The following is a 25,586-nucleotide window of genomic DNA, read 5'->3' on the forward strand; positions in this document are numbered from 1 at the left end:
ACCAGGCGTCTGACGAGCCCCGCACTCACCTCGTGAGCTGCGGGGCTTCGTCGTAGGCGGCTCGGATGAGGTGCGCGAGCTCGTCGGCCAGGGCGGGTCTCGCTCCGCGCCACCAGGCGAGCCTGACCTCGATGGCTGGTGCGTCGCGGAGTGGCCTGTAGACGATTCCGGGTCGCGGATGCTGCGCGGCCGTGGCTTCGCTCGTGACCCCGTAGACGTCGCCGTCCGCGATGAGAGTGAGCCACTCGTCGAGCGTGCTCGTCGGGATGAAGACGGGGGATCGGTCTGCGGGCCAGAGCGAGCCGACCGTTGTGCCCGTGCGTGCATCCACTGCCATGGTTTTGCCGGCGAAGTCATCGAGGGCGAGCGTTCGTTTTCGGGCGAGCGGGTCGTCTTTCGCGAGGGTGGCGACGCGTCGTTCTTCGCCGAGGCGCACTGTCTCGATGCGAGGGTCACGCGGAGCGGTGCGGAACACGGCGAGCTCGATTTCCCCGTCGAGGAGACCTGCCGTCGCAGTGTTGCTCTGCCGGAAGACGAGGTGCGATTCGGGATGCGCGGCCCGCCAGCTGCGCTGAACGGCGCTCGTGTGCCCGCCGAGGGTTGACCAGGCGTATCCCACCCGCAGTTCTCTGGTCGACTCGTTCGCCTCGTCGCCGATGAGGCTCACCTCGAGCAGGACTCTGCGGGCGCGAGTCAGGATTCGCTCGCCGAGGGGTGTGAGCGCGACGTGCCTTGTGGAGCGGGAGAGCAGCTGGGCACCGAGCTGCGTCTCGAGGGCCAGGATCGCGCGCGAGACGGCGGCCTGCGAGCACTGCAGCTGGATGGCGGCGTCGGTGAACGTTCCCGCGTCGACGACTGCAGCGAGGGCGCTGAGGTGACGGAGCTCCAGACTCATGCGCCCAGCGTATAACTCACGCGTGTCACGCATTTCTCTGTGCCTCGAATCGGGGTCACGATGAGCGCATGACAGGCGCAGCGGACACCAGCATCGCAAGCGCAAGCGCAGATGCGCCGCGCGGCGTGCTGACGGGCTCCGCGCTGCTCACCGGCAGCGGCCTCTCCAACCAGCTCGGTGCCGCGTTCGGCGCACTGGCCTTCGACGCGCTCGGCACCTCTGGCGTCGTGGCCGTGCGGCAGCTCGTGTCGGCCGCCATACTGCTTCCAGTCGCCCGCCCCAAGTTCCGCAGCTTCACGTGGGCCCAGTGGTGGCCGGCACTGCTGCTCGGCGTCGTCTTGGCGACCATGAACCTGTCCCTGTACGGAGCCGTCGACCGAATCGGGCTTGGACTTGCCGTCACTCTCGAGTTCCTTGGTCCGCTCGCTGTGGCCCTCTGCTCATCGCGCACGCGAGCGGACCTGCTCCTCGCGGCCGGCGCCGCGCTCGGCGTGTACGTGCTGTTGCTCCCCGATGCGTCGAGCGACGTCCTCGGCTACGCTCTGGGGCTCCTCGCAGCCTGCTGCTGGGCGAGCTACATCCTGCTCAACCGGATGCTCGGCGGGCGCCTGAGCGGCCTCCAGGCCCCTGCGACGGCGACTCTCGTCTCGAGCCTGCTGACGCTGCCCATCACGGTGCACCTGATCGCGGATGGCAGGTTCCTCGGCTGGCCACTGCTGCTGGCCGCGCTCTCGGGCTTACTGTGCTCGGTCATTCCGTACTCGATCGACGTCATCGCCCTCCGCTGGGTGACCACGCGGTTCTTCGGCGTCTTCATGAGCATCAACCCCATGTTCGCGGCGCTCGCCGGAGTTGTTGTCCTCGGCGAGGTCCCGGTCGCACACGAGTGGATAGGCATGGCGATCATCGTGGGCGTCAACGCGATCGCAGTCTCCCGGGGTCTGAAAAGGTCACGCAGCGCCTGAGGCTGCAAGGAGCGCAGAGTATGTCAGGAACGGACGGTGCCCTAGCGCGCCGCTCGCACGGATCGCAGGTGGCCGTTGGCGGGGCGTTCCGCGTGGAGTCTGAGCCCAACATCCACAAGCGACACGGTGCGAAGCGCCGCTATCTCGTCGAGCTCGAACCAGCGCGCCTCGTCAGTAGAGCCACCCCGCTCGTTGCGAAGCTCGCCGCTCACGATGCTCGCCTCGTAGACGATGCGCACGGACTGCATGGGCGTCTTGCCAGGCTCCAGCCGGTCTCGGCCCGCGATGATGTGCGAGTCGATGCCGAGGAGGCGGTCTATGGACGCGTGGTAGCCGGTCTCTTCCCAGATCTCGCGGACAACGCCGTCAATCGGGTCTTCGCCCGGGTCGGTGCCGCCACCAGGCAGCGTCCACCCTGAGCGGCCGCGGTCGTGCCAGTGCGCGAGGAGGATCTGCCCGTCGCGCACGATGACACCGTAGGAAGCGAGTCGTCGATGCACGGAACCCCCAAAGATCTCCGCCGAGGTCTCGAGGTCAGCGGCCCGGTGCCTGGGCCGACCCGAACCACGGGCGCACGCTATCGTACGCCGACGCGCGCCGGGCCCCCACACAGGGGCGCCGACGCGCGATCGATAGAGCTGGTGAGGGACGGGGTCAGCGCCGCAACGTCTTGCGTGCCAGGAAGTTTCCGAGGAACTGGAGCCCCTGCACGAGGATGACGATGACGATGACCGCTGCCCAGGTGACCTCGGGCTGGAACTGCCGGTAGCCGTACTGGATCGCGAAGTCACCGAGCCCTCCGCCACCGATGAATCCTGCGACCGCCGACATGTCGACAAGCGAGACCACGGCGAACGTGTAGCCCAGGATGAGCGGCCCGAGTGCCTCTGGCACGATGACGGTCCACACGATCTGGAAGCGGCCAGCGCCCGCCGCGCGTGCCGCCTCGATGACACCAGGGGACACGGTGAGCAGGTTCTGCTCCACAAGGCGTGAGATGCCGAAGGTCGCCGCCAGCGAGAGCGCGACGATCGCCGCGTTGGTCCCGATACCGGAGCCGACGACAAGTCGCGAAAGCGGCTGCACGGCGGCGATGAAGATGATGAACGGGATAGGACGGAAGAAGTTCACGATCACGTTCATGACCGCGTTCGCGAAGCGCTGCTCGTAGAGATTGTCGCGTCGCGTCAGGTAGAGCACCAGTCCGACGAGCAGTCCGCCGACACCACCAAAGAGCAGGCTGAAAGAGACGAGGAGAAGTGTCTCACCGGTCGCCTCGAACAGCTTCGGGAGGAGTTCGATGACCTCGTTCATGCCGCACCTCCCGCAGTGACGTTCTCGAATTCCGTGACGACCGCGAGACCGCCGATCTCGTCGAGGGCCCGACGTCGTGCATCCGCGTCGCCCTGCAGGGCGAAGGTCAAGTCGCCAAACGACTTCCCACGGATCTCGTTCATTCCGCCATACACGAGCTCGACGGTGATGCCGGCCTCGTGCAGGATGCGCAGCGCCTGGCCCTGGTTCGTGCGTCCGTCGCGGAAGCTCAGCGTGACGAGGGTTCCGGGATGGCGGGCGCTCAGGTCGGCGCGCAGCTCGGCGTCCGGGATGCCCTGCACGACAGTCGAGACGAAGCGCTGAGTCGCAGGAGCCTCAGGGTTCGCGAAGATGTCGAATACCTCGCCCTGCTCGACGATCTTGCCGTGCTCCATGACCGCGACGTGGCTCGCGATCTCCTTGACAACATCCATCTCGTGCGTGATGACGATGATCGTCACGCCGAGCTCCTGGTTGGCTTTCTTCAGGAGCTGCAGCACGTCAGCGGTGGTCTGTGGGTCGAGAGCGCTCGTCGACTCGTCGGCGAGCAGGATGCTCGGGTTCGTCGCGAGCGCGCGAGCGATCCCGACGCGCTGCTTCTGCCCACCGGAGAGCTGGTCGGGGAAGGCGCGCGCCTTCTCGGAGAGCCCGACGAACTCGAGCAGCTCGGCGATGCGCTTCTCTCGCTCCGCTTTCGGCGTCTTCGCGACGCGCAGCGGATACGCGACGTTGCCAGCAACATTGCGAGAGTTGAAGAGGTTGAACTGCTGGAAGATCATGCCGATTCCGGCACGCACGGAACGAAGCTTGGACTCCGGGAGCTGCGTGATGTCGACGCCATCCACATGGATGCTGCCGGAGGTGGTGGGTTCGAGGGCGTTGATGAGGCGCACCATGGTCGACTTGCCAGCCCCCGAGTAGCCGATGACGCCGTAGATGTCGCCGGCCTCGATGGTGAGCGAGACGCCGTCGACGGCTCTGATCGCGGGGGCTCCGCGCTTCGGCGACGGATACTCCTTGACGACGTCGGTGAGTGTGATGAGGGCCATATGTTCGCTCTCGCCTTCTTCACGGTGGAACCGTGTGGTGGTGCTGGTGAGCGGCGCCGAGACGCCAATCGTCGGTGCAAGCGAGATCGCCGCCCGAGGCCTGATGATCATCATCGGGTCTCGGACGGCGAGCGCGCTAGGGGTGAGTCCTAGCCCTGGGCTTCGATCTCTGCGACGAGCTCATCGAGCGTCGTCTGCAGCTCCTCCACGGGGGTCTTGGTGAGGACGGCGGTGTCGCCGAACGTCTCCTTGACCGCGGCAGCGACTGCCTCGGAGTTCTGGTAGATCTCGACAAGCTTGAGATAGTTCTCGTTGTCGGCGTTCTCGGCCGTCGTCACGAAGATGTTGATGTACGGGAAGGCCGACGCGTTCTGGGGGTCGTCGCGCGTGAGCGCGTCTTCCGTCGTGAGGCCGGCGTTCTCGACGAAGTCGTTGTTGATGATCGCGCCAGCGAGGTCAGGCAGCGAGGTCGCCGTGACTGATGCTTCGAGCTCCGTCACCTTGACGCGCGACTCGGGGAGTACGTCGTCGAGCGTCGAGAACGGCGAGCCGCCGTCCTTGAGCTCGATGAGGCCGGCTTCCTGGAGCACGAGGAGACCGCGTGCGCGGTTCGACGCGTCGTTGGGAACTGCAACTTCTGCGCCGTCCGGGATCGCGTCGACGGAGTCGTACTGCGAGGAGTAGAAGCCGAGGGGGTAGATGGCCGTCGAGCCGATCGGCACGAGGTCGTCGCCGCTCGCTGCGTTGTGCTGCGCGAGGTAGATGATGTGCTGGAACGCGTTGACGTCGAGCTCACCCTCGCTCGTCGCGGGGTTCGGCTGGTTGTAGTCCGAGAAGTCGACGAGCTCGACCGTGAGGTCCTGAGCTGCTGCTTCCTCTACGAGCACCTCCCAGTACGGGTCGGATGCGCCCACGACGCCGAGCTTGATGGTGCTGTCATCAGATGCGCCGGTGGAGCACGCGGAGAGGCCTCCAACGAGGGCGATCGCACCGACAGCTGCGGCGATCTTGGTGAAACGTGACATGGAGGAGGGTCCTTTCAGTGCGGCGCGCAAACGCCAGCCATCCTCTAAGGGTCTAGAGGGCCTCGCAAGAATAAGAGAACAGCGCGTCTCCGCGCCGATACATCCTGACACGTTGCGTAACAGTCCACCGACTGGGTCACTGACGCAAGAATGTTGCGTTCGGATCGCCGTTCAGGTCAGGGCAGGAGCCCCAACTGCCTGGCCTTCGCAAGAGCCTGGTAGCGAGAGCTTGCATCCAGCTTCGTCATTGCCGTACCGAGGTAGCTCTTGACGGTGCTTTCGGTGAGAATCAGCTTTCCGGCGATGTCCTTGTTGGAGAGACCCAGGGCGATCTGGCCGAGCACGTCCAGTTCGCGCGGGGAGAGCTTGACCGGGGCCTCGGCCAGTTCAGCCACGGCAGCAGCCTCGCGATCACGTGGGTCTCCATGATCGCCGGCGAACCGAACGAGCCTTTCCTCGATACTCCGAAGCCTCGCCCGGGCCTGGACGTCACTGAGCATCGACGACACCTCCCGCAGTTCCGAGAACGTGCCCCTCAGCTCCTCCAATTGGGTTGCGGTGAGGCCACCGGAGCCGAGTTCAGAGATGCTCGCGGACCCTACCCTCATCCGCCGACTGAGCTCGTCCCGCAAGCGAAGCTCGTCCTCCACCTTCTTGCCGAGAGCGACAGCCTGGCCGAGTGACATCGATTGGGAGTCCTGAGCCGCCCTGAAACCGCCGTAGAGGACACCCCGCACGTGCTTGTCGACGATGACCGGCACCGCCAGCAGGCTCTGCACGTGCTCGGAGAGCACCTGCACGTCGTAGTCGTGTGTGATGCGGCTGCTTCCGCGGTAGTTGGTCGTGACCTTGGCCCGGCGTTCAAGCATGGCGCGACCGCCGAGTCCGCGACCGAGCTGCACCCTCAGCCCGACGAGCCCACGGCCCTGGTTGCCGCAGATCGTGTGGACGTCCGTCGTGTCGCGGTGAGTCTGTCCGCCGAATGAGAGGGGGCACCCCGTGGAGTCGCGGAGGCGCGCGACGGCCTGGGCGAAGACGTCCGCTTCGGTGGCTGCCTCTGGAAACATCATGTGCGTCACTACCAACTTCCGGGGGTAGTTCGATACTTCGTCGTATGCGTAGCGTGGATGCTATCACGCAGGCAATGAGGCTTTCGTGTTCGCAATGATGCGAAGAAACGCCGCCTTTTGCCGTCACGGAATGCACATCCATATCTGACGAACGCAGCAATGCACTGAGGCAAGGAGGCCCCATGCAGAACGAACCGTCATCGCAGCCGCCCGGAGGAATCGACTATGTCGCATTCGAAGAATCGGCTGACTTCAAGGAGCTGAAGAAGCGGCAGCGCTCCTTCGTCTTCCCCCTCTCCCTCTTCTTCCTCATCTGGTACGGGACCTACATCGTGGTCGCCGCCTACGCGCACGACTTCATGGCTACCCCCGTCTTCGGGAACATCAACGTCGGTCTCCTGCTCGGCATCGGCCAGTTCGTGACCACTTTCGCGATCACTATGTGGTACGTCTCCTACGCCAACCGGAGGCTCGATCCGCTCGCGAATGACCTGCGAGTCCAGCTCACCAAGGAGGACCAGGCATGAGCGTCCAGCTCATCGCCCCGCGGGCAAGCGCGGTGGCGGACAACGATCCGGTCCTGAATATCGCCATCTTCGCCGCTTTCGTGGCGGTCACGCTGTTCATTGTCATTAGGGCGAGCAGGAACAATAAGAGCGCGGCCGATTATTATGCGGGTGGACGCTCATTCACCGGCACGCAGAATGGCTTCGCCATTTCCGGTGACTACCTCTCCGCCGCGTCGTTCCTCGGAATCGTCGGGGCCATTGCGGTCAACGGCTACGACGGGTTCCTGTACTCGATCGGATTCCTTGTCGCCTGGCTTGTTGCGCTTCTGCTCGTCGCCGAGCTCATGCGCAACACGGGCAAGTTCACGATGGCGGATGTGCTGTCGTTCCGCCTCAAGCAGCGCCCCGTGCGGGTTGCGGCCGCCCTCACGACACTCGCGGTGTGCTTCTTCTACCTGCTCGCGCAGATGGCTGGCGCCGGCGGACTCGTCGCGCTCTTGCTCGGGATCACCGATGACATCGGGGTCGCGATCGTCGTCGCCGTCGTCGGCGTGCTCATGATCATCTACGTCCTCATCGGCGGCATGAAGGGCACCACCTGGGTGCAGATCATCAAGGCCTTCCTGCTGATCGGTGGGGCAGGAGCGATGACCATCTGGGTGCTTGTCATCAACGGTTTCGATCTCTCCGCGCTCCTGCAGGCGGCAGTGGACAAGGCGGCGCTCGACGGAGCCGAGGATCCCGCGGCGATCCTTGCGCCGGGCCTTCAGTACGGCAAGAACCCCATCGACTTCGTATCGCTCGGGCTCGCTCTTGTCTTGGGCACCGCCGGCCTGCCGCACGTGCTGATGCGCTTCTACACGGTGCCAACCGCCAAAGAGGCTCGCAAGTCCGTGGTCTGGGCCATCTGGCTCATCGGCGGCTTCTATGTCTTCACGCTTGTCCTCGGTTACGGCGCGGCTGCGCTTGTCGGGGCTCCCGCCATCAAGGACGCGCCAGGTGGCGTGAACTCGGCGGCCCCGCTCCTCGCCCTCGAGCTCGGCGGGCCGATCCTCATGGGCTTCATCTCGGCCGTCGCCTTCGCCACCATCCTCGCTGTCGTCGCCGGTCTTGCCATCACGGCGGCCGCATCCTTCGCTCACGACATCTACAACAGCGTCGTGAAGCACGGCACGGCGACTCCGGAGCAGGAGGTGAAGGTCGGCAAGTACACCGTTGTTGTCCTCGGTGTCGTCGCCATTGTCGGCGGCATCGGCGTTCAAGGCCAGAACATCGCCTTCCTCGTAGCGCTCGCCTTCGCGGTGGCTGCCAGTGCCAACCTGCCGACGATCCTGTACTCGCTGTACTGGAGAAAGTTCACGACCCGCGGCGCACTGTGGAGCATGTACGGAGGCCTCGCCACGGCCATCGTCCTGATCTTCTTTTCGAAGGTCGTCTCGGGGGCTGAGACCGCGATGCTCGGCGAAGAGATCAACTTCGCCTGGTTCCCCCTCAATAACCCAGGCATCGTCTCTATCCCGGTCGGATTCTTCCTGGGCTGGCTTGGCTCGGTCCTTCCGCAAAAGAAGGAAGACCCGAGAGTCGCGGCCGAGATGGATGTGCGGTCCCTCACGGGGTACGGCGCCGAGGAGGCCGTCGAGCACTAGCGGCTCCTGCAACTCGCGCGGCCCTCACCGCGGAACTCCTGGAATGGTCGCACTGACTCGCTCAGTGCGACCATTTCGGCGTTCCCGTTGTCACGGTGCCACAACGCACATGGGGTTCTGGATGCACGTGGGTAGCGTGAACATGTCCACGATGCACATGGAGGTGCAGATTGACGCAGTCAGCGCAGACCGGTTCCCTCGAGGGGAAGACCATCATCATGTCGGGTGGAAGCCGCGGCATCGGGCTCGCGATCGCCAAACGCGCCGCTCGTGACGGCGCGAACGTCGTGTTGCTCGCGAAGACCGGTGAGCCGCACCCGAAGCTGGCAGGGACGGTCTACACGGCAGCTGAGGAGATCCGGGAAGCCGGAGGTCGCGCGCTTCCCGTCGTCGGCGACGTCCGTGACGACTCAGACCTGCAGCGGGCCGTCGACAGCGCCGCGACCGAGTTCGGTGGCATCGACATCGTGGTCAACAATGCGAGCGCCATCGACCTGCGATCCACGCTCGACATCGACGAGAAGCGCTATGACCTCATGCACCAGATCAATCAGCGCGGAACGTTCATGCTGTCGAGGGCTGCCCTACCGCACCTCCTCGCGTCGCCGGATGCTCGCATCCTGTCGCTGTCGCCGCCCCTGAACCTGTCACCGAAGTGGCTTGGCGCCTACCCGGCCTATATGACCGCGAAGTACGGCATGACGCTCGCGACGCTCGGCATCGGTGCTGAGTTCGCGAACAAGGGCATCGACGCGAACACGCTCTGGCCCCGCACGACCATTCAGACTGCCGCCGTCGCCAACATCATCGGCGGGGAAGAGCTCATGCGCCGCAGCCGCACCCCAGAGCTGTACGCCGACGCCGCACACGCCGTGCTCACCGCTCCACACGGCCGATACCAGGGAGAGACCCTGCTCTGCGAAGACGTGCTCGCAGATGCCGGCGTGAGCGACCTGAGCGCCTACTCGCCAGGCGTGGACCCATCCGAGCTCTTCCCCGACGCCTTCGTCGACTGACGGTTCCGCGCGCTCTCCCGGCGAAGAAGCCCGCCCGCCGAGCCGCTCGCCCGCGAAGCCCGCGAGCCGCTGGCAACGCCCCGGAGTTGTGGCGCAGTGCTCTTCGTTTCGGGTGTCTCGACACTTGGACACAACTCTGTAGGCGGGAGAACGGATCTGCAGGGGGTCAGCGGATCAACGCAAAAGAACCCCGGTCAGATTTCTCTGACCGGGGTTCTTTGTCACCGTGGAGCCTAGGAGATTCGAACTCCTGACATCCTGCTTGCAAAGCAGGCACTCTACCAACTGAGTTAAGGCCCCGTTCGGGTGGATACGATACCAGTTTCAGTATCGAACCGTGGGGCTACCAGGACTTGAACCTGGGACCTCTTCGTTATCAGCGAAGCGCTCTAACCGCCTGAGCTATAGCCCCCGAAGCGACTGCCCCAACATACACGAAAAGTGCACCGTAGGGGAAATCGAGCCGCTAACTGTTCGTGAAACCGAACACGAGGCCTCCCGTGACCTTCACCGCGAGGTTGTAGAGGAACGCCGCAACCGCGCCGAGGGCGGTGCCCGCGACGAGGTTCAGCAGCGCTACAACAAGCGAGAAGAGCATGAGCTGCGGCAGTGTGACGAAGTCGTCGACTCCGACACCGGCCGAGCCGGAGACATCGTTGAGCAGGCTGTTGACGCTGTTGAGCACACCTGTGTTCTCGATGACCGTCCACATCAGGAACGTCGCAACGATCGTGATGATGCCGAAGCAGATGGACAGCAGGAAGGAGAACTTCACGACAGACCAGAAGTCGATATGCACCAAACGGAGGCGCACCTGCTTGCTCGCAGTCTTCTTGCTGGACTTCTGGGCCAGCTTGTCAGCAACGCTCGTCATAGATCAGTACCTCAGTCTTCGGTCTCGTCCTGCTCGAACGACGTGACCGAGTCTGCCACAGTCTCACTCGCGGCACTCTCGGCTGGGGTACTCTCCCCGTCGGTCGAGGCCTGGGGCGTCGCTTCGGACCCGGAGTCGGCAGTCTCGTCGCCTTCGGCGTCTTCGTCTTCCTTCTCGAGTTCGCGGTCCGCGTTCTGGGCGATAGCGATCACGTAGTCGCTGTTGTCCAGCCTCGCGAACGTGACGCCCATGGAGTCGCGTCCGGTCACAGAGACCTCGGCGACGTTGGAGCGCACGACCTTGCCGGAGCCGAGGATGACCAGCACCTCTTCTTCGTCGTGGACGAGCAGCGCGCCAGCGAGGCCGCCACGCTCTTCGTTCAGCTTCGCGACCTTGATGCCGAGGCCGCCGCGCTTCTGGATGCGGTACTGCGACACCGAGGTGCGCTTCGCGTATCCACCCTCGGTGACGATGAAGACGTACGCGTCATCGCTCGAGGTGACGGCCGCCGTGAGCAGGTAGTCGCCGTCGCGGAACGACATGCCCTTGACGCCCGACGTTGATCGGCCCATGGGCCGGAGCGCCTCGTCGTTCGCCTCGAAGCGAAGCGACATTCCGAGGTGGGACACGCAGAACACGTGGTCGGACTCGTCGGCCAGCATGGCGGAGACGAGTTCGTCGCCTTCCCGCAGGTTGACAGCGATGATGCCGGCCTGGCGGTTCGTGTCGTATTCCGTGAGCGCCGTCTTCTTGACGAGACCCTCGCGGGTTGCGAGCACGAGGTACTGGGCCTGGCGGTAGTCGCTGATGTCGAGGATCTGCGCGACCTTCTCGTCCGGCTGAAGCGGCAGGAGGTTCGCGATGTGCTGCCCCTTCGCGTCGCGACCAGCTTCAATGAGCTCGTACGCCTTGGCCCGGTACACGCGGCCGAGGTTCGTGAAGAACAGGAGCCAGTGGTGGGTCGTCGTGACGAAGAACTGCTCGACCACGTCGTCCGCGCGGAGCTGGGCGCCCTTGATGCCCTTGCCACCGCGGTGCTGTGAACGGTAGTTATCGCTGCGCGTGCGCTTGATGTAGCCGCCGCGCGTGACGGTGACGACCATCTCTTCCTCTGGGATGAGGTCTTCGTCGGTCATGTCGCCGCCGGAGCCGCGCAGGATCTCGGTGCGGCGGTCGTCGCCGAACTTGTCGACGACTTCCTGCAGCTCTTCGCCGATGATGGTGCGCTGGCGCACGGGGTCGGCGAGGATCTCCTTGTACTCGGCGATCATGGCTTCGAGCCGGGCTGCGTCTTCCATGATCTTCTGGCGTTCGAGCGCCGCGAGGCGACGGAGCTGAAGGTTCAGGATGGCGCTGGCCTGCAGTTCGTCGACGTCGAGCAGCTCCATGAGGCCGGTGCGAGCTTCTTCAACCGTCGGCGACCGGCGGATGAGCGCGATGACCTCGTCGAGCATGTCGAGGGCCTTGAGGTAGCCGCGGAGGATGTGAACCTCGTCCTCGGCCTTCTTGAGGCGGAACTTCGTGCGGCGCACGATGACCTCGACCTGGTGCTGCACCCACGCGGTGATGAAGCCGTCGACCGCGAGCGTGCGGGGCACGCCGTCGACGATCGCGAGCATGTTCGCGCCGAAGTTCTCCTGCAGCTGCGTGTGCTTGTAGAGGTTGTTCAGCACGACCTTGGCAACGGCGTCGCGCTTGAGCACGATGACGAGGCGCTGACCGGTACGACCAGAGGACTCGTCGCGGATGTCGGCGATGCCGGAGAGACGCTGATCCTTGACGAGCTCGGCCACCTTGAGCGCGAGGTTGTCTGGGTTCACCTGGTACGGCAGCTCGGTGATGACGAGGCACGTGCGGCCGTGGATCTCTTCGATTGCGACGACGGCGCGCATCGTGATGGAGCCGCGACCAGTGCGGTACGCCTCCTGGATGCCCTTGGTTCCGAGTATCTGGGCACCGGTCGGGAAGTCGGGCCCGTGGATGCGCGACATGAGCGCGTCCATGAGCTCCTCACGGGTTGCATCCGGGTGCTCGAGGTGCCAGAGTGCACCGGCCGCGACCTCTCGGAGGTTGTGCGGCGGGATGTTCGTGGCCATTCCGACAGCGATGCCGACGGAGCCGTTGACCAGGAGGTTCGGGAATCGCGCAGGCAGCACGGCGGGCTCGCGCGTGCGGCCGTCGTAGTTGTCCTGGAAGTCGACAGTGTCTTCGTCGATGTCCCTGACCATCTCGAGCGCGAGCGGCGCCATCTTGGTCTCGGTGTATCGAGGAGCAGCAGCGCCGTCGTTTCCGGCGGAACCGAAGTTCCCCTGGCCGAGGGCAAGCGGGTAGCGCAGCGACCATGGCTGCACGAGACGGACGAGCGCGTCGTAGATCGCTGAGTCGCCGTGGGGGTGGAACTGCCCCATGACGTCGCCGACGACGCGGGCGCACTTGGAGAATGCCTTGTCTGGGCGGTAGCCCCCGTCGTACATCGCGTAGATGACACGGCGGTGCACGGGCTTGAGCCCATCCCGAACTTCGGGGAGCGCTCGCCCGACGATGACGCTCATCGCGTAGTCGAGGTACGAGCGCTGCATCTCGAGCTGCAGGTCGACTTGCCCGATGCGGTCTTCTCCGTCGGCGTTGGTGGTTGTGACGCGTTCTTCAGCCATAGATGTGCCTGTGTGCCTTAGATATCGAGGAAGCGCACATCGTGCGCGTTCTGCTGAATGAAGGTCCGGCGCGATTCGACGTCCTCGCCCATGAGCGTGCTGAACACGGCGTCAGCCGCTTCCGCGTCGCTCACCTTGACTTGCAGGAGCGTGCGGACAGCGGGGTCCATCGTCGTCTCCCAGAGTTCCTGGTAGCTCATCTCGCCGAGACCCTTGTAGCGCTGGATGGCGTTGTCCTTCGGAATGCGGCGGCCGGCTGCCTTGCCGTCTGCGAGCATCGCGTCGCGCTCCCGGTCGGAGTACGCGAAGTCGTGAGCCGCGTTGGACCACTTGATGCGGTAGAGCGGCGGCTGCGCGAGGAACACGTAGCCGAGCTCGACGAGCGGACGCATGTAGCGGAAGAGGAGCGTCAGCAGCAGCGTCGTGATGTGCTGGCCGTCGACGTCGGCGTCTGCCATGAGGATGATCTTGTGGTACCTGACTTTGTCAGGGTCGAAGTCATCGCCGAGACCGGCGCCGAAGGCCGTGATCATCGACTGCACTTCGTTGTTTTGGAGCGCCCGGTCGAGGCGCGCCTTCTCCACGTTCAGGATCTTGCCGCGCAGCGGGAGGATCGCCTGCGTCTCCGGGTCGCGCCCCTGCACGGCGGAGCCGCCTGCCGAGTCGCCCTCGACGATGAACACCTCGGACCGGGTCGGGTCCTTCGACTGGCAGTCCTTGAGCTTGCCTGGCATGCCGCCGGTCTCGAGGAGGCCCTTGCGTCGGGTCTGCTCGCGGGCACGACGGGCCGCGAGGCGAGCGGCGGATGCCTGCCCTGCCTTGCGGATGATGTCCCTGGCCTGCGACGGGTTCCGGTCGAACCAGTCCTGCAGGGCTTGGCCGACGATGCGCTGCACGTACGACTTCGCCTCGGTGTTGCCGAGCTTGGTCTTCGTCTGCCCCTCGAACTGAGGCTCGCCCAGCTTGATGGAGATGACAGCTGCGAGCCCTTCGCGCACGTCTTCGCCTGAGAAGTTCTCGTCCTTCTCCTTGACGAGGTTCTTCTCTCGCGCGTACCGGTTCACGACGGTCGTGAGCGCCGCTCGGAACCCCTCGAGGTGCGTGCCGCCCTCCTTGGTGTTGATCGTGTTCGCGAACGAGTGGATGGACTCCGAGTATGAGTCGATCCACTGCATCGCGAGCTCGAGCGAGATCTTCCGCTCGGTGTCCTCCGCGTTGACCTCGATGATCTCCTCATGGACCGGCTGCTTCTTGCGGCGGCTCACGAGGTGCTGCACGTAGTCGACGAGACCGCGCTCGAAGAGATACGTCTGCGCGCGCTTCTGCGGAATCTCGATGGACTCGGTGACAGCCTTCGGCTCGCCGGTCTCGGTGCGCTCGGCGTCGTCGATCTCGGCTGCGGTCTCGTCCTGCAGTTCCGTGATCTGGGCCGCGAGGCCGTCGCCCTGGAGGCTCGCCTGATCACGGTCGTCTGCGAGCGAGATGCGGAGGCCCTTGTTGAGGAAGGCCATCTGCTGGAAGCGCGTGCGGAGTACCTCGAAGTCGTACTCGACGGTCTCGAAGATCTCGGAGTTCGCGTAGAACGTGATCGTCGTCCCGGTGTCCTCCGTGGGCTCTCCCTTGCGGATGTTCCCGGTCGGCACGCCGTTCTCGAAGTCCATCTCCCACTCATAGCCGTCACGCTTGACCTGAGCGATGAGGCGGTAGGAGAGCGCGTTCACGACGGAGGAACCCACACCGTGAAGCCCACCGGAGACCGCGTAACCGCCGCCGCCGAACTTTCCTCCGGCGTGCAGCTTGGTGAGCACAACTTCCAACGTGGAGATTCCCTCCACGGGGTGGAGCTCGACCGGAATGCCGCGACCGTTGTCGCTCACGCGCACAGCGCCGTCGTCCTGCAGGAACACCTGGATGTCATCGCAGTACCCCGCGAGAGATTCATCCACAGAGTTATCCACAATTTCGTACACCAGGTGGTGCAGGCCCTCAGGACCAGTGGAGCCGATGTACATACCCGGGCGCTTGCGGACCGCTTCGAGTCCCTCGAGCACCTGGATCTGACCTGCGCCGTAGTCGTTCTCGACGCGGTCGTTCTGCGAGCGGGCCTCGACGACTTCGGCGGGCGCCGCTGTCTGGTCTCCCAGCGCAGCCTGTTCCTGAGACGCTGTCAGGCCTTCCGACGTTCCTGGACCGTCCGACTTGCGCGCCTCGTCCGGCGTCTCAGTCGTGTTCTCGGGGTCGGAAGTTTCTGATGCCATAACTCGGGCGTCTCCTTGCTGTGTGGCGACATGCAAGATCCGCGTTGCGAGCAAACTCGCACGACGCGGATCTAGCGACTGTTCAGTCTACCAAGGAACGCGACACGCAGCCCGAAAATGGCGCGTGAAGCGACGAAAACAAGGGCGCGTACCGTATTTGCCTTGTCAACCGTAGGTATCGCGTGGGCCACGCCCTGGAACCGATCTGGGACCGCGTTTCCAAGAGGGGGCACCCGGGTTCAGAAAGCGGATGCGCTCGACCTTGGCTTCCGAGTACCTCTCCGTGAGGTTGGTGAGCAGCAGCGACTGCATCCCGCGCAGCTGTGTCGCCCACGCCGTCGAGTCGCATTGGATCAGCAGCACCCCGTCTTCGATGTGCAGGGGAGTCGAATGCGCCGCGGTCTCCTTGCCGACGATCTCGGGCCACGCATCCATCAACTCAGCCTGTTTGATGGGGCCGTTCCAGCCGAACTGCCTGGTGAGAGCAGCGAGAGCTGAGCCGGCCGCGACCGGATCGCGTCCGAAACCGAACGGTTCGGAGAGGTCGGCTCCCGCTGAATCCTTGGCCTTCGCTGCCAGCCGGCGCCGCAACGACGTCGTCTTTCCGCCGAAGACCTCTTTGAAACGCGCGTAGACCTCAGCACCCTCACTCATCGGCCGCCCCTGTCTGGATCGCCCCTGTCTGGATCGTGCCTGTCTGGATCGTGCCTGCGCTGATGCGTATGACCTGCGATCGAAGGCCTTCAGGAACGTCCTCAAGCACGGCCGCTGTGATGAGCACCTGCTCGAAGTCGCCGATCGCCTCAGCAAGACGAGATCTGCGCGATGCGTCGAGCTCAGCGAACACGTCGTCCAGGATCAGCACGGGGTCGCCGGCGCGAGATTCGCTGCGCACAAGCTCCGCAGCAGCCAGCTTGAGTGCAAGCGCAAACGACCAGGATTCCCCGTGGCTGGCAGTGACGCGAGCGGGGAGGCCGTTCAGCCAGAACACCGCGTCGTCGCGGTGCGGGCCGACCAGGCTCACGCCGCGCTCGAGCTCTCGTGGTCGCATCGCAGCGAGCTGCGCCGTGAACCGCTCTCTGATCTCCTCGGTCGTGACTTCGCCGCCATCGACCTCCGCGCCCTCACCATCGGCATCGCCCATGACGGAAGCGGCGTGGCCGAACGCCGATACACGCATGGACAGGGTCGGCCGGTGGTCAGCACCGACCAATCGCCGGTACGAGCCCGCGAGGTGCGGCAGCAGACGGTCGCAGAGAAGGAGCCGCTCGGCGATGATCTGCGAGCCGAGCTCCAGCATCCGCTCATCCCACACATCCAGCGTCGCGACCATCGCTTCCGACGATCTCGGTCCGCGCATCGAGCGAAGCAGGGAGTTCCGCTGCCGAAGGACCCGCTCATAGTCGGCGATCACTCCACCGAGCTTCGGCGAATGCGTCACGAGCAGGGAGTCGAGGAAACGCCGGCGAGCGCCGGGCTCACCACGCACGAGGGTCAGATCCTCTGGCGCGAACAGCACACTCGCGAAGTACCGAGCGAGGTCTCGAGATCGAACGTTCTGGCCACCGACACGCGCCTTGTTGGCACCGGAACTCGCGATCTGCACGTCGAGGTGCAGCGAGCGGGTCTCATGGGCGAGTTCCATCTTGACGACGGCGAACTCCTGGCCGAAGCGCACAAGCGCCTGGTCGCTCGAGACTCGATGGGAACCGAGCGTGGCCAAGTAGCCGATCGCCTCGACCAGGTTCGTTTTGCCCTGGCCGTTGGAGCCGACAAACAAGTGAGCTCCTGGCCCGAGCGTGAGGTCGGCCGACTCGTAGTTCCTGAAGTCGTGCAGTTGCAGACGGGTGACGTGCACCGGTTACCGCATGAGCAGATTCGGCTGCAGCAGGTAGCGGTAGTTCGTCGACTCACCCTCGTCGCGCGAGGTCTGGCTCGTGAGCAGCACAGGGCCCGGCTTGTTCGGGTTCTCGGAGTTCGTGAACGCGATACGCACGAACGGCGAGTGGATGGCGCCAACTCCGTCGAGCAAGAACTGCGGCTTGAGCGAGACAACCATGTCGTTGCCGTGCAGCACGGCGTCGAGGTTCTCGCTTGCCTGCGCCTGCTCGCTGCCGAGCGCCTCGAGGTGAAGCCCCTCGGTTGTGAAGGTGAACCGGAGAGCAGCCTCACGCTCGAGCACAAGCTGCACGCGGCGAACCGCGTCGACGATGTCGCTCACGGTGAGCACGGCGTAGTGCGGCGTCTCTGCCGGGAAGAGGCGCTCGACGGCAGGGAAGTTTCCCTTGATGAGGAGCGACGTGACGGTCTTGTTGCCTGCGGAGAAAGCGATCAGTTCGCGAATGTCGTCCTTGACGAGCGTGATCGTTATCTCGCCGGAGCTGCCGAGCGACTTGCCGACCTCAGCGAGCGTCTTGGCGGGAACCAGGGCCGTCTCGGTCTCCGTGAGAGAGCTCTGCCACTCGATGGTGCGGACCGCGACGCGGTAGCGGTCGGTCGCGACGAGGCTCATGGAATCTGCCTGCAGCGAGAGGTTCACACCCGTGATCACTGGCGCGACGTCTTCGCGAGAAGCTGCAACTGCAACCTGCGAGATAGCTTCCGAGAACACGTCACCGGCGATGGAGCCGCTTGCGCCCTCAACGACGGGAAGGCTCGGGAACTCCTCGATGGGCATCGTCGGCAGGTGGAACGAAGCGCTTCCACAGCGAATGACAACCCCAGAGTCGTCGCGGCTGAGCTCCACGGGTGCCTGAGGAAGCCGGTTCGCGATGTCTGCGAGCAGACGTCCCTGGACGAGCACAGCCCCTGGCTCCTGCACATCAGCGTCGATGCTGGTGCGGCTCGAGACCTCGTAGTCGAATGACGAGAGCGTGACCCCTGCTTCCCCGACCTCGACAACAACACCGCTGAGGATGGGAAGAGTCGGGCGCTGAGGCAGAAGCTTGACGACAAACGACACCGCATCGCTGAAGACGTCACGGTTGACCACAAACTTCACTAGGCGTTCCTCTCGTTGGAATGCCCCAATGGTAGCCGCCTCGATTCGGTGTGTTGTCCCCGATCGTCAGAGCATCCTGTGATGTCCTGAGCGACTCCCTCGCCGCTTCGCGCCCGTGAACATACCAGCCCATCGAGGCTCGGCCGACCACCGCTCATCGATGTCATCGACTCTCCCAATATCTATAGATTACTTGTCATCATCGTATTAACAGCTGTGCACACTGTGGATAACTCTGTTCTGACCAGCGTCCGTATGGGAACTACAAAAATGTAAGTTGTGGCGGGGCGGTGGACGCCCTGTGCACGCTGACGAGCACTGGCGTGCACAACTTTCCGGACTCCACAGCGTCGAGGGCGTTTTCCACAGTCCGTCTCCGCGTGTTGTTCCAGAGTTCCACAAGTTATCCACAGGGCTTGAGGCCAAGAAAAACCCCGCATCCGACCTCGAGAGCCTGTGATGCGGAGCTGAAGTGGGTTCAGGAGCGGCCGTTTCCGTTCTGGCGGATGCGCGCGGTGAGCTCGGTGACCTGGTTGTAGACGTCCCGGCGCTCGGTCATGAGCTTTGTGATCTTGCGATGCGCGTACATGACCGTGGTGTGGTCGCGCCCGCCGAACAGCTGCCCGATCTTCGGGAGGGAGAGGTTGGTCATCTCCCTGCAGATGTACATCGCGATCTGTCGGCTCGTCGCTATTGCCTGTGACCGTGAGGAGCCGTACAGGTCATCGACGGTCAGTTGGAAGTACGCAGCTGTCCTGTTGATGATGTCGACCGGCGACACGATTCCCGTGTCCTGGTCGGACACGAGATCCTTCAGCACCGTCGAGACGAGTGCCAGATCGACCTTCTCACCGTTGAGGTTCGCGTAGGCCGTGACGCGAATGAGCGTGCCCTCCAGCTCGCGGATGCTCGAGGAGACCCTCGCCGCGATGAACTCGAGCGCGTCATCGGGGATCAGAAGGTTGTCGACCTGCGACTTCTTCCTGAGGATCGCGATTCGCGTTTCAAGGTCTGGGGACTGCACATCGGTGATGAGCCCCCACTCGAAGCGCGACCGCATTCGGTCTTCGAAGCCGGTCAGCTGCTTCGGGGGGAGGTCGCTGGTGATCACGACCTGCTTGTTGTGCTCGTGCAGGGTGTTGAACGTGTGGAAGAACGCTTCCTGCGTCGAGTCCTTGCCCTGGAGGAACTGAATGTCATCGATCAAGAGGATGTCGTTGTCGCGGTAGCGCGCCTGGAACGACTGCGTCCGGTTGTTCGCGATCGAATTGATGAAGTCGTTCGTGAACTCTTCGCTCGAGACGTACCTGACCTGGATGCCCGGGTAGATCGACTCTGCATAGTTGCCGATCGCGTGGAGCATGTGGGTCTTGCCGAGTCCGGAGCCGCCGTAGACGAACAACGGGTTGTAGGAGCGGGCGGGTGCCTCGGCGACAGCAACCGCAGCGGCATGCGCAAATCGGTTCGACCCGCCGATGATGTAGTTGTCGAAGGTGTACCGCGGGTTGAGTCGCGATTCGGGGTCGGGTTGTGTGCGAGCGCTCTGGTCCGAGGAAGAGTGGAGGCCAACCGAGTCTGCTTCGACCACGGTCACCGAGCTGGTCGGCGCAGGGGCGGAGCGCGGCGGAGCCACTTCGATGTAGTCGTGCGAGTCGAGAGGCTCGCTCACGGATGCGCGCGGAGCGGCATCCGGATTGACGAGAACCGCGAAGGTCTTGATCTCAGGCTCGCCGAGTTCGGCGATCGCAGCGAGCATTGGCACGCGAGCGCGAGTCTCGATCATCGTTCGGGTCATGTCGTTGGGGACTTCGAGGAGCAGCGCGCCACTCATGACGCCCTTGGCCTCGACCAGTCCAAGGAATCCAAGCAGGGAAGCTGGGACGCGATCATCTTCTCGAAGTGTGGAGAGCAGCGTCTGCCACGTCTCTGAAACCGGGTCGGTCACCGAAGCACTCCCCCCGTCCCTCTGTACTTCACGAGACCGCATCTCTGCGGACTGGCGATTCTTCTTGGCTACGCACCCGCAGCATGGTCAACGCACCGGCCGTGTGGCACTGGTGCGCAAGTCATTGTGATCTACCCGGAGAGATATCCACAACTTCTGTGGACAAACAGGCGGGTGCCTGTGCATAACTCGCGGGGGTAGGGGGCTAGCCTACGCCGGATCGGGACGCGCGCCAATCGCTTTTGAAGGATTCGGCATGTCGTGCGCGCGGCCGTCGGTGTCCTGAGCATAATGCTGGCCCTCTGGCGCCAGTTGACTGCCGGCCGCAGGTCACGTAGGTTAAGGCAGTTGTGCCCTTCGGTAGGGCACTTGTGAAAATCCGTACGGCGTCCGCCGATCGGGTCGTATCTTCCGGAGTTCTCATGTCGAAGCGTACTTTCCAGCCAAACAACCGCCGCCGCGCGAAGACCCACGGCTTCCGCCTGCGCATGCGCACCCGTGCGGGTCGCGCCATCCTCTCGGCTCGTCGCCGCAAGGGTCGCACCGAGCTTTCCGCGTAGCTTCTTGCTTCCCTACGCGAACCGCGTCACGAAGGGCGATGACTATCAGGCCATCGTTCGGCGCGGCGTTCGCGTAGGTGCTCGGGGAATCACGGTCAGCGTGCGCGAGCGCGAAAACAACGACACACCTACCCGCTTCGGCTTCATTGTCTCGAAGCGGGTAGGTGTGGCCGTTGTGCGCAACCGCATCCGTCGACGCCTCAAGGCAGTCTCAAGGGAGCTTCTCCCTGAAGTCGGCTCTGGCTTCGACATCGTGTACCGAGTGCATCCGGAAGCGGCCGCGCTCGGGTTCGATGATCTCCGTGAGCGTGCCAGGTTCGGTTCGATCCGAGGCGTGCGTCGCATCGCTGCCCCCAGTGATGCGGATGCCCGCGACAGATCGAAGTCGGGCGGCTGAGATGCGTGCCCTGCGCCGACTTGCTCTGCTTCCCCGCAACGTGGTGATAGCAGTCCTGAACGCGTACCGCCTGGTGATCTCACCGCTGTACGGAGACGTCTGCCGGTATCACCCCAGCTGCTCCGCGTACTCTTTAAGGGCTGTGCAGGTTCATGGCGTCCTCCGGGGCGGCTTCCTCACCGGGCGACGACTCGTTCGTTGCCACCCTTGGGCTGCTGGAGGCATTGACGACGTGCCTGAGCCTGAACACCGAACCACCACCACTACCGCTCATGGATTCGTTGTCCAGGGCAGTAGCGGAACTTAAGAGAAAGACGTCACCGCACTCATGGATATCCTCGGAACCATCTTGTGGCCGATCAAATGGGTCATCGAGCTCATCTTGGTCGGTTTCCACACGCTGTGGACGACGCTCGGTCTCAACGGCACTGATGGTTGGACCTGGATCCTCGCGATCCTCGGCCTCGTGCTCGTGGTTCGCTCCGCCATGATCCCCCTCATGGTCAAGCAGGTGAAGTCCCAGCGCGCCATGATGGACGTCGCTCCTGAGATCAAGAAGATCCAGGACAAATACAAGGGCAAGCGCGACCAGTTCTCGATGGAGGCCATGCGTCGCGAAACCATGGCCGTCTACCAGCGCACCGGGTCGAACCCGATGGCCGGCTGTTGGCCCCTCCTCGTGCAGATGCCGATCTTCTTCGGTCTGTTCTCTGTGCTGAACGGCGCGCAGCACAACACGGTGGGTGTTGGCGCGCTCAACCAAGAGCTTGCGACTTCCTTCTCTCAGGCTGACATCTGGGGAGCACCGCTCAGCGCGACGTTCCTGAACAACGATGGCAACGTGGGCGTGCAGATCCTTGCCGGCGTCATGGTCGTTGTGATGACGGTTTCGCAGTTCATCACACAGAAGCAGATCACTTCCAAGAACGTGTCGCAGGCGACCAAGGAGTCGCCGATGTACCGCCAGCAGCAGATGCTGCTGTACATCCTGCCCCTCACATTCCTCGTATCCGGCGTGATGTTCCCGCTCGGCGTCATGACGTACTGGCTTATCTCCAACTTCTGGACCATGGGCCAGCAGTACATCATCATCCGCAACATGCCGACGCCCGGCTCCGAGGCCGCTAAGGCTCGCGAGGACCGTCTCAAGGCTCGCGGCAAGTGGGTCGAGCCTGAACGCAAGGACTCGAAGGGGAATGTCATCGTTGAGGCCCCCATGCAGCAGCCAGCGCAGCGTGCTCAGCCGGTTTCGAAGAACCGCGCGAAGAAGAAGGCAACCGGCGGCAAGCCCAACACGGGTGGTACGTCGGGGAAGAGCACTCCTCCCGCGAAGAAGTAGTTTCCCACTCTCGTCGCCCCACTGTCTTTATAAGGAACACGAATGACTGAAGCAACCTCCGAGGCCATCCCCGCCGGGAAGAGCGCACCGGATTCCCGTGACGACGGCGACATCGCTGCTGATTACCTCGAAGAGCTCCTCGACATCAGTGACGTTGACGGTGACCTCGACATCGAGGTTCGCGAGGCACGTACGTACATCTCGGTCAATTCGGATGGAGAGTCGAACCTCTCGAAGCTTGCTGACGGTGAGACTGTCGATGCTTTGCAGCATCTGACCCGTCTCGCTGTGCAGGCGGAGACAGGTGAGTTCTCGAGGCTCATTCTCGACATCGGCGGGTCGCGTGAGGCGCGCCGTGGAGAGCTCGCAGGCCTCGTAGACCGCGCCATCACGCGTATCGAAGAGGGGGCCTCGTCTGCGGCGCTGCCACCCATGTCTTCGTACGAGCGGAAAATCGTGCACGACATCGTCTCCGAGCGTGGCTACGTTTCTGAGTCGGAGGGTGAGGCGCGTGAGCGTCATACGGTCATTCGCCCCGGGGCCTCGGCCTGATCCACAGACTTATCCACAGGACTTTCCACAGTCCCAATCCCGCTGATTCGTTGTTGAGTAGTGCTTTGCACTAAAAGACCTGGTCAGCGAGTGTATTCCTTGATCTTCGTCGTGATTTTGTTTGCTCGTGAGTTCTCCACATAGTTATCCACAGGATGACGAACGTGCATATCTCGGCGGCGATGTCCGAGGCGTCAACGTCGTGTCAGACTGGCTGCAGCTGGCCACGGGACTGCAGTGCGTTCTTGTCGATACATTTTTGTTGCGAGAGGATTTTCTCTATGACTGAGCAGCCAACTGAACTCGAGGTTGAGCCGGCCATCGCCGCGCAGCTGTTCGGGGAGCGAATCGATCTTGCTCGGGCTTTTACGGCTGACCTCGCGAAGTATGGGGAGCAGCTCGGGCTGGTGGGGCCGCTGGAGTACCCGCGGCTGTGGACTCGTCACGTCGTGAACTCCGTGCTCATGGCGCCGCTTCTGCGTCCGGGGCTCGTGGGTGACATCGGATCGGGTGCCGGTCTCCCCGGACTCGTGCTGGCGATCGCCCGGCCTGACGTGAACTTCGTGCTGATCGAGCCGATGGAGCGTCGCACGGAGTGGCTGCAACGTGAGGTGGATGCTCTGGCCATTTCAAACGTGCAGGTGCGTCGCGCTCGTGCGGAAGAGGTGCACGATGAGTTCACCTTTGATCAGCTAACGGCGCGCGCGGTGTCAGCTCTCAGCAAGCTAATTCCGATCACGGTTCCTCTCGTTCGTTCTGGTGGTGAACTGGTTTTCCTCAAGGGACGCTCTGCCGAGGCCGAGATCGAGAAGGCAAGCAAGGCGATCCGAAAGTTCGGACTCACCGACGTGCGCGTCGAGGAGCTTGGCGAAGGGCTCGACACTGAGACCACGCGCGTCATCCGGGCGACGGTCGAATAGAAGGTTTAGTTGCGAGCCCGCTTGCTGAGAGCGTGAGTCTTGGATCGAGTTACGCCGATTCAACGCAGTCATTCGAAATTCCCTCGGTTGAGCCTCGTACACGCTCGTCGCCGCGGATATTTAATGCAATTCTGCATCTCGTGCGGTTCTCCTCGCTGAAGACGCGAGTACTGTGCCCACGGGGCTGAGCGCGCAATTCTGCTCGCGATTCGAGCTCGTTATGGCAACTTTTGTAGATGCGTCCGTGCAGAGACGATTTCGGGCACTGTTTCACGTGAAACTTTGAAGATTTGAGCCGGTGCAGACATGGAACGTCAGGTGTCTAGGTCGAGCAGCGGCTCGAAGACTGTTGATGATTCAGCTGGCTGTGGTGGGGTTGGGGTTGCTCTCGTACAGTACGTGGATCCGTGTCTGTCTGACACGGATGAAGCTACGTGCAGTGCAGTGCAGTGCAGTGCAGTGCAGTGCAGTGCAGTGCAGTGCCAGTCTGCGGCGCAGTGTGCGGCGCAGTCCTGTGCTGCCTTGCGGCATAGAGGTTCACCCGCACTCTCTCCGGGCTAGCGTCGTTCGGCAGGTGTGTACTCCTCTGCGCCGAGTGACCCTCGCTCGCGTAGTCACCCTCTCGTCGGCAGGTGCAGTGTTGCTCGCTTGCCGGTAGTCAACTACACGTTCGCTACTCGCAGGACCTGCGATCCTTCGTGACTGGTGGCCGCGCGTTGGGGCCGGGGTCGGTGGCGTGACAGGCGACAATTTCTGTCACTGGACCCGCTCGCCGTCTCTCGGTCGATTCGAAGGGCAGTGTTGAGCAGGGCACACACTCGAACACGCGAGTGTAGCAGCAGGGGGGTGCACACGCTGCTGGTCCCGCGCTCGACCAACATGAGGCCCTTTGACGTCGGCAGAGACGGTACTTCAATAGACAGTCAGAACTGTGGAACGCATCGGCGAACCGAAGGTAGTACACCGCAACGGCTCTGTGGTTGGGAGCAGCAATCGCGGTTTGAAAGTTTTCAATCGTTTTCGCGGTGGTTTCACGTGGAACGAAGTCTGGCGACTGGTCATCGCGGTGCGACTACCTCATACGCGCTGACTATTGCTACTGCCACTAGCGCGTATCTCAAAGCCAAGGCCCATCGTTGATTCTTCAGAACTTACTGTTCCTGAGCTAAGGCACGCAGGACAGGACAGGCATGACAAGGAACGACAGGGCAGGGCATAAACAGGGAACGACAGGAACGGCAGGGCAGGGTGAGGGTGGCAGGGAACGGGAGGGCAGGGCGGGGATGGCAAGGCAGGCAGGGTTGCCGAGCGAAATTGGCGTGGGCTGAAATGCGGGCTTTAGTTTCTTCGAGCTGCAGCAATCCGGGACGCTTCATGCTGCAGCCGGAGAAGTCAGCGCTTTCAGGTGAGCTCATCCGGTGGCACAACTCGGTCCACTGTCGTATCGGCGCTGAGCCACGGTCCCTCCGTCCGTCGAGACCGCCGAGTCCTCCGTGGGTCTTATCACTTCAAGCGGGCCCCATCCGCAACAACGACGGTAGCCTCCGAAAATGGACGCAAGAGTATGCGTCTATTCCAGGGGTCTAGATGTCGCTCA

23 protein-coding genes and 2 tRNA genes are annotated in these 25,586 nt (G+C 63.5%); 10 read left to right on the forward strand and 15 right to left on the reverse strand.

Going from position 1 to position 25,586, the window contains the following annotated elements; all coding sequences use genetic code 11:
* Nucleotides 1–25 precede the first annotated feature (25 nt).
* Nucleotides 26–895 (reverse strand): LysR family transcriptional regulator, encoded by an 870-nt coding sequence (locus tag C5B85_RS06450; protein WP_104285214.1) that lies wholly within the window; start codon nt 893–895, stop codon nt 26–28.
* 68 nt (nt 896–963) lie between these two features.
* Between C5B85_RS06450 and C5B85_RS06455 the strand changes: the two genes are divergently transcribed.
* The gene (locus tag C5B85_RS06455; protein ID WP_104285215.1) at nt 964–1,860 is read left to right on the forward strand and encodes a DMT family transporter; all 897 of its coding nucleotides are present in this window, start codon (nt 964–966) and stop codon (nt 1,858–1,860) included.
* A gap of 41 nt (nt 1,861–1,901) precedes the next feature.
* Here the strand turns inward: C5B85_RS06455 and C5B85_RS06460 are convergent, their stop codons facing one another.
* From C5B85_RS06460 to C5B85_RS06480, 5 genes are all read right to left on the reverse strand, one after another.
* Nucleotides 1,902–2,360 (reverse strand): NUDIX hydrolase, encoded by a 459-nt coding sequence (locus tag C5B85_RS06460; protein ID WP_104285216.1) that lies wholly within the window; start codon nt 2,358–2,360, stop codon nt 1,902–1,904.
* Between the two features lie 154 nt (nt 2,361–2,514).
* Nucleotides 2,515–3,174, reverse strand: a complete 660-nt coding sequence (locus C5B85_RS06465; RefSeq protein WP_104285217.1) for a methionine ABC transporter permease — start codon at nt 3,172–3,174, stop codon at nt 2,515–2,517.
* Nucleotides 3,171–4,337 carry a methionine ABC transporter ATP-binding protein gene (locus C5B85_RS06470; RefSeq protein WP_374953088.1) on the reverse strand — a complete coding sequence of 389 codons (1,167 nt, stop codon included), beginning with the start codon at nt 4,335–4,337 and terminating at the stop codon, nt 3,171–3,173. The genes C5B85_RS06465 and C5B85_RS06470 overlap by 4 nt, the downstream gene beginning before the upstream one ends.
* Before the next feature lie 35 nt (nt 4,338–4,372).
* On the reverse strand, nt 4,373–5,248 hold the full coding sequence (locus C5B85_RS06475; protein ID WP_104285218.1) for a MetQ/NlpA family ABC transporter substrate-binding protein: 876 nt from the start codon (nt 5,246–5,248) through the stop codon (nt 4,373–4,375).
* A 176-nt stretch (nt 5,249–5,424) separates the two neighbouring features.
* The gene (locus C5B85_RS06480) at nt 5,425–6,318 is read right to left on the reverse strand and encodes a LuxR C-terminal-related transcriptional regulator (RefSeq protein ID WP_146077867.1); all 894 of its coding nucleotides are present in this window, start codon (nt 6,316–6,318) and stop codon (nt 5,425–5,427) included.
* 182 nt (nt 6,319–6,500) lie between these two features.
* Here C5B85_RS06480 and C5B85_RS06485 point away from each other — a divergent pair, with 182 nt between their 5' ends.
* The 3 genes from C5B85_RS06485 to C5B85_RS06495 all read left to right on the forward strand — a co-directional run bounded on the left by C5B85_RS06485 (nt 6,501) and on the right by C5B85_RS06495 (nt 9,489).
* Nucleotides 6,501–6,845 (forward strand): DUF485 domain-containing protein, encoded by a 345-nt coding sequence (locus C5B85_RS06485; protein ID WP_104285220.1) that lies wholly within the window; start codon nt 6,501–6,503, stop codon nt 6,843–6,845.
* Nucleotides 6,842–8,473, forward strand: a complete 1,632-nt coding sequence (locus C5B85_RS06490) for a cation acetate symporter (RefSeq protein ID WP_104285221.1) — start codon at nt 6,842–6,844, stop codon at nt 8,471–8,473. Before C5B85_RS06485 ends, C5B85_RS06490 begins: the two co-directional genes overlap by 4 nt.
* A 170-nt stretch (nt 8,474–8,643) precedes the next feature.
* Entirely contained in the window at nt 8,644–9,489 is an 846-nt protein-coding gene (locus C5B85_RS06495) for an NAD(P)-dependent oxidoreductase (protein WP_258070626.1), read from the forward strand.
* Between the two features lie 227 nt (nt 9,490–9,716).
* Here C5B85_RS06495 and C5B85_RS06500 read toward each other — a convergent pair.
* The 9 genes from C5B85_RS06500 to dnaA form a co-directional block, all read right to left on the reverse strand.
* Nucleotides 9,717–9,789: transfer RNA gene (locus C5B85_RS06500), tRNA-Ala, on the reverse strand.
* Between the two features lie 38 nt (nt 9,790–9,827).
* Nucleotides 9,828–9,901 (reverse strand) — tRNA-Ile (locus C5B85_RS06505).
* Nucleotides 9,902–9,955: 54 nt separating this feature from the next.
* Nucleotides 9,956–10,363, reverse strand: coding sequence for a DUF3566 domain-containing protein (locus C5B85_RS06510; protein WP_104285222.1), 408 nt, complete (start codon nt 10,361–10,363; stop codon nt 9,956–9,958).
* A gap of 11 nt (nt 10,364–10,374) precedes the next feature.
* Nucleotides 10,375–13,017 carry a DNA gyrase subunit A gene (gene gyrA, locus C5B85_RS06515; protein WP_104285223.1) on the reverse strand — a complete coding sequence of 881 codons (2,643 nt, stop codon included), beginning with the start codon at nt 13,015–13,017 and terminating at the stop codon, nt 10,375–10,377.
* Between the two features lie 17 nt (nt 13,018–13,034).
* On the reverse strand, nt 13,035–15,275 hold the full coding sequence (gene gyrB / locus C5B85_RS06520; RefSeq protein WP_104285224.1) for a DNA topoisomerase (ATP-hydrolyzing) subunit B: 2,241 nt from the start codon (nt 15,273–15,275) through the stop codon (nt 13,035–13,037).
* A gap of 165 nt (nt 15,276–15,440) precedes the next feature.
* Nucleotides 15,441–15,929, reverse strand: coding sequence for a DUF721 domain-containing protein (locus C5B85_RS06525; protein ID WP_104285225.1), 489 nt, complete (start codon nt 15,927–15,929; stop codon nt 15,441–15,443).
* Complete coding sequence (recF, locus tag C5B85_RS06530; RefSeq protein WP_104285226.1) at nt 15,922–17,133, reverse strand: DNA replication/repair protein RecF; 1,212 nt, start codon at nt 17,131–17,133, stop codon at nt 15,922–15,924. The genes C5B85_RS06525 and recF overlap by 8 nt, the downstream gene beginning before the upstream one ends.
* Before the next feature lie 3 nt (nt 17,134–17,136).
* The gene (gene dnaN, locus C5B85_RS06535) at nt 17,137–18,276 is read right to left on the reverse strand and encodes a DNA polymerase III subunit beta (RefSeq protein WP_104285227.1); all 1,140 of its coding nucleotides are present in this window, start codon (nt 18,274–18,276) and stop codon (nt 17,137–17,139) included.
* Between the two features lie 478 nt (nt 18,277–18,754).
* Nucleotides 18,755–20,263 carry a chromosomal replication initiator protein DnaA gene (gene dnaA / locus C5B85_RS06540; RefSeq protein WP_104285228.1) on the reverse strand — a complete coding sequence of 503 codons (1,509 nt, stop codon included), beginning with the start codon at nt 20,261–20,263 and terminating at the stop codon, nt 18,755–18,757.
* 380 nt (nt 20,264–20,643) lie between these two features.
* On the opposite strand from dnaA, the gene rpmH reads away from it, so the two are divergent.
* The 6 genes from rpmH (at nt 20,644) to rsmG (ending at nt 23,989) form a co-directional block, all read left to right on the forward strand.
* A complete protein-coding gene (gene rpmH, locus C5B85_RS06545) occupies nt 20,644–20,781 on the forward strand; it encodes a 50S ribosomal protein L34 (protein WP_068484134.1) in 138 nt (45 codons plus the stop codon).
* The gene (rnpA, locus tag C5B85_RS06550; RefSeq protein ID WP_258070628.1) at nt 20,720–21,178 is read left to right on the forward strand and encodes a ribonuclease P protein component; all 459 of its coding nucleotides are present in this window, start codon (nt 20,720–20,722) and stop codon (nt 21,176–21,178) included. Before rpmH ends, rnpA begins: the two co-directional genes overlap by 62 nt.
* A 1-nt stretch (nt 21,179) precedes the next feature.
* On the forward strand, nt 21,180–21,485 hold the full coding sequence (gene yidD / locus C5B85_RS06555; RefSeq protein ID WP_104285230.1) for a membrane protein insertion efficiency factor YidD: 306 nt from the start codon (nt 21,180–21,182) through the stop codon (nt 21,483–21,485).
* Between the two features lie 21 nt (nt 21,486–21,506).
* Nucleotides 21,507–22,517, forward strand: a complete 1,011-nt coding sequence (gene yidC / locus C5B85_RS06560; RefSeq protein ID WP_104285231.1) for a membrane protein insertase YidC — start codon at nt 21,507–21,509, stop codon at nt 22,515–22,517.
* A 42-nt stretch (nt 22,518–22,559) separates the two neighbouring features.
* A complete protein-coding gene (locus C5B85_RS06565) occupies nt 22,560–23,069 on the forward strand; it encodes a R3H domain-containing nucleic acid-binding protein (protein ID WP_104285232.1) in 510 nt (169 codons plus the stop codon).
* A 281-nt stretch (nt 23,070–23,350) separates the two neighbouring features.
* A complete protein-coding gene (rsmG, locus tag C5B85_RS06570) occupies nt 23,351–23,989 on the forward strand; it encodes a 16S rRNA (guanine(527)-N(7))-methyltransferase RsmG (RefSeq protein ID WP_104285233.1) in 639 nt (212 codons plus the stop codon).
* Nucleotides 23,990–25,586: the final 1,597 nt, after the last annotated feature.

Origin of the sequence: Pseudoclavibacter sp. AY1F1, from assembly GCF_002931075.1 — a bacterium.
GTDB lineage: Bacteria > Actinomycetota > Actinomycetes > Actinomycetales > Microbacteriaceae > Pseudoclavibacter.

What these genes read in the sequence shown, in the direction of transcription:
- C5B85_RS06450 (WP_104285214.1), bottom strand. Translation starts at nt 895, where the DNA reads ATGAGTCTGGAGCTCCGTCACCTCAGCGCCCTCGCTGCAGTCGTCGAC.
- C5B85_RS06455 (WP_104285215.1), top strand. Translation starts at nt 964, where the DNA reads ATGACAGGCGCAGCGGACACCAGCATCGCAAGCGCAAGCGCAGATGCG.
- C5B85_RS06465 (WP_104285217.1), bottom strand. Translation starts at nt 3,174, where the DNA reads ATGAACGAGGTCATCGAACTCCTCCCGAAGCTGTTCGAGGCGACCGGT.
- C5B85_RS06470 (WP_374953088.1), bottom strand. Translation starts at nt 4,337, where the DNA reads ATGATGATCATCAGGCCTCGGGCGGCGATCTCGCTTGCACCGACGATT.
- C5B85_RS06475 (WP_104285218.1), bottom strand. Translation starts at nt 5,248, where the DNA reads ATGTCACGTTTCACCAAGATCGCCGCAGCTGTCGGTGCGATCGCCCTC.
- C5B85_RS06480 (WP_146077867.1), bottom strand. Translation starts at nt 6,318, where the DNA reads ATGATGTTTCCAGAGGCAGCCACCGAAGCGGACGTCTTCGCCCAGGCC.
- C5B85_RS06485 (WP_104285220.1), top strand. Translation starts at nt 6,501, where the DNA reads ATGCAGAACGAACCGTCATCGCAGCCGCCCGGAGGAATCGACTATGTC.
- C5B85_RS06490 (WP_104285221.1), top strand. Translation starts at nt 6,842, where the DNA reads ATGAGCGTCCAGCTCATCGCCCCGCGGGCAAGCGCGGTGGCGGACAAC.
- C5B85_RS06510 (WP_104285222.1), bottom strand. Translation starts at nt 10,363, where the DNA reads ATGACGAGCGTTGCTGACAAGCTGGCCCAGAAGTCCAGCAAGAAGACT.
- gyrA (WP_104285223.1), bottom strand. Translation starts at nt 13,017, where the DNA reads ATGGCTGAAGAACGCGTCACAACCACCAACGCCGACGGAGAAGACCGC.
- gyrB (WP_104285224.1), bottom strand. Translation starts at nt 15,275, where the DNA reads ATGGCATCAGAAACTTCCGACCCCGAGAACACGACTGAGACGCCGGAC.
- C5B85_RS06525 (WP_104285225.1), bottom strand. Translation starts at nt 15,929, where the DNA reads ATGAGTGAGGGTGCTGAGGTCTACGCGCGTTTCAAAGAGGTCTTCGGC.
- dnaA (WP_104285228.1), bottom strand. Translation starts at nt 20,263, where the DNA reads ATGCGGTCTCGTGAAGTACAGAGGGACGGGGGGAGTGCTTCGGTGACC.
- rpmH (WP_068484134.1), top strand. Translation starts at nt 20,644, where the DNA reads ATGTCGAAGCGTACTTTCCAGCCAAACAACCGCCGCCGCGCGAAGACC.
- yidD (WP_104285230.1), top strand. Translation starts at nt 21,180, where the DNA reads ATGCGTGCCCTGCGCCGACTTGCTCTGCTTCCCCGCAACGTGGTGATA.
- yidC (WP_104285231.1), top strand. Translation starts at nt 21,507, where the DNA reads ATGGATATCCTCGGAACCATCTTGTGGCCGATCAAATGGGTCATCGAG.
- C5B85_RS06565 (WP_104285232.1), top strand. Translation starts at nt 22,560, where the DNA reads ATGACTGAAGCAACCTCCGAGGCCATCCCCGCCGGGAAGAGCGCACCG.
- rsmG (WP_104285233.1), top strand. Translation starts at nt 23,351, where the DNA reads ATGACTGAGCAGCCAACTGAACTCGAGGTTGAGCCGGCCATCGCCGCG.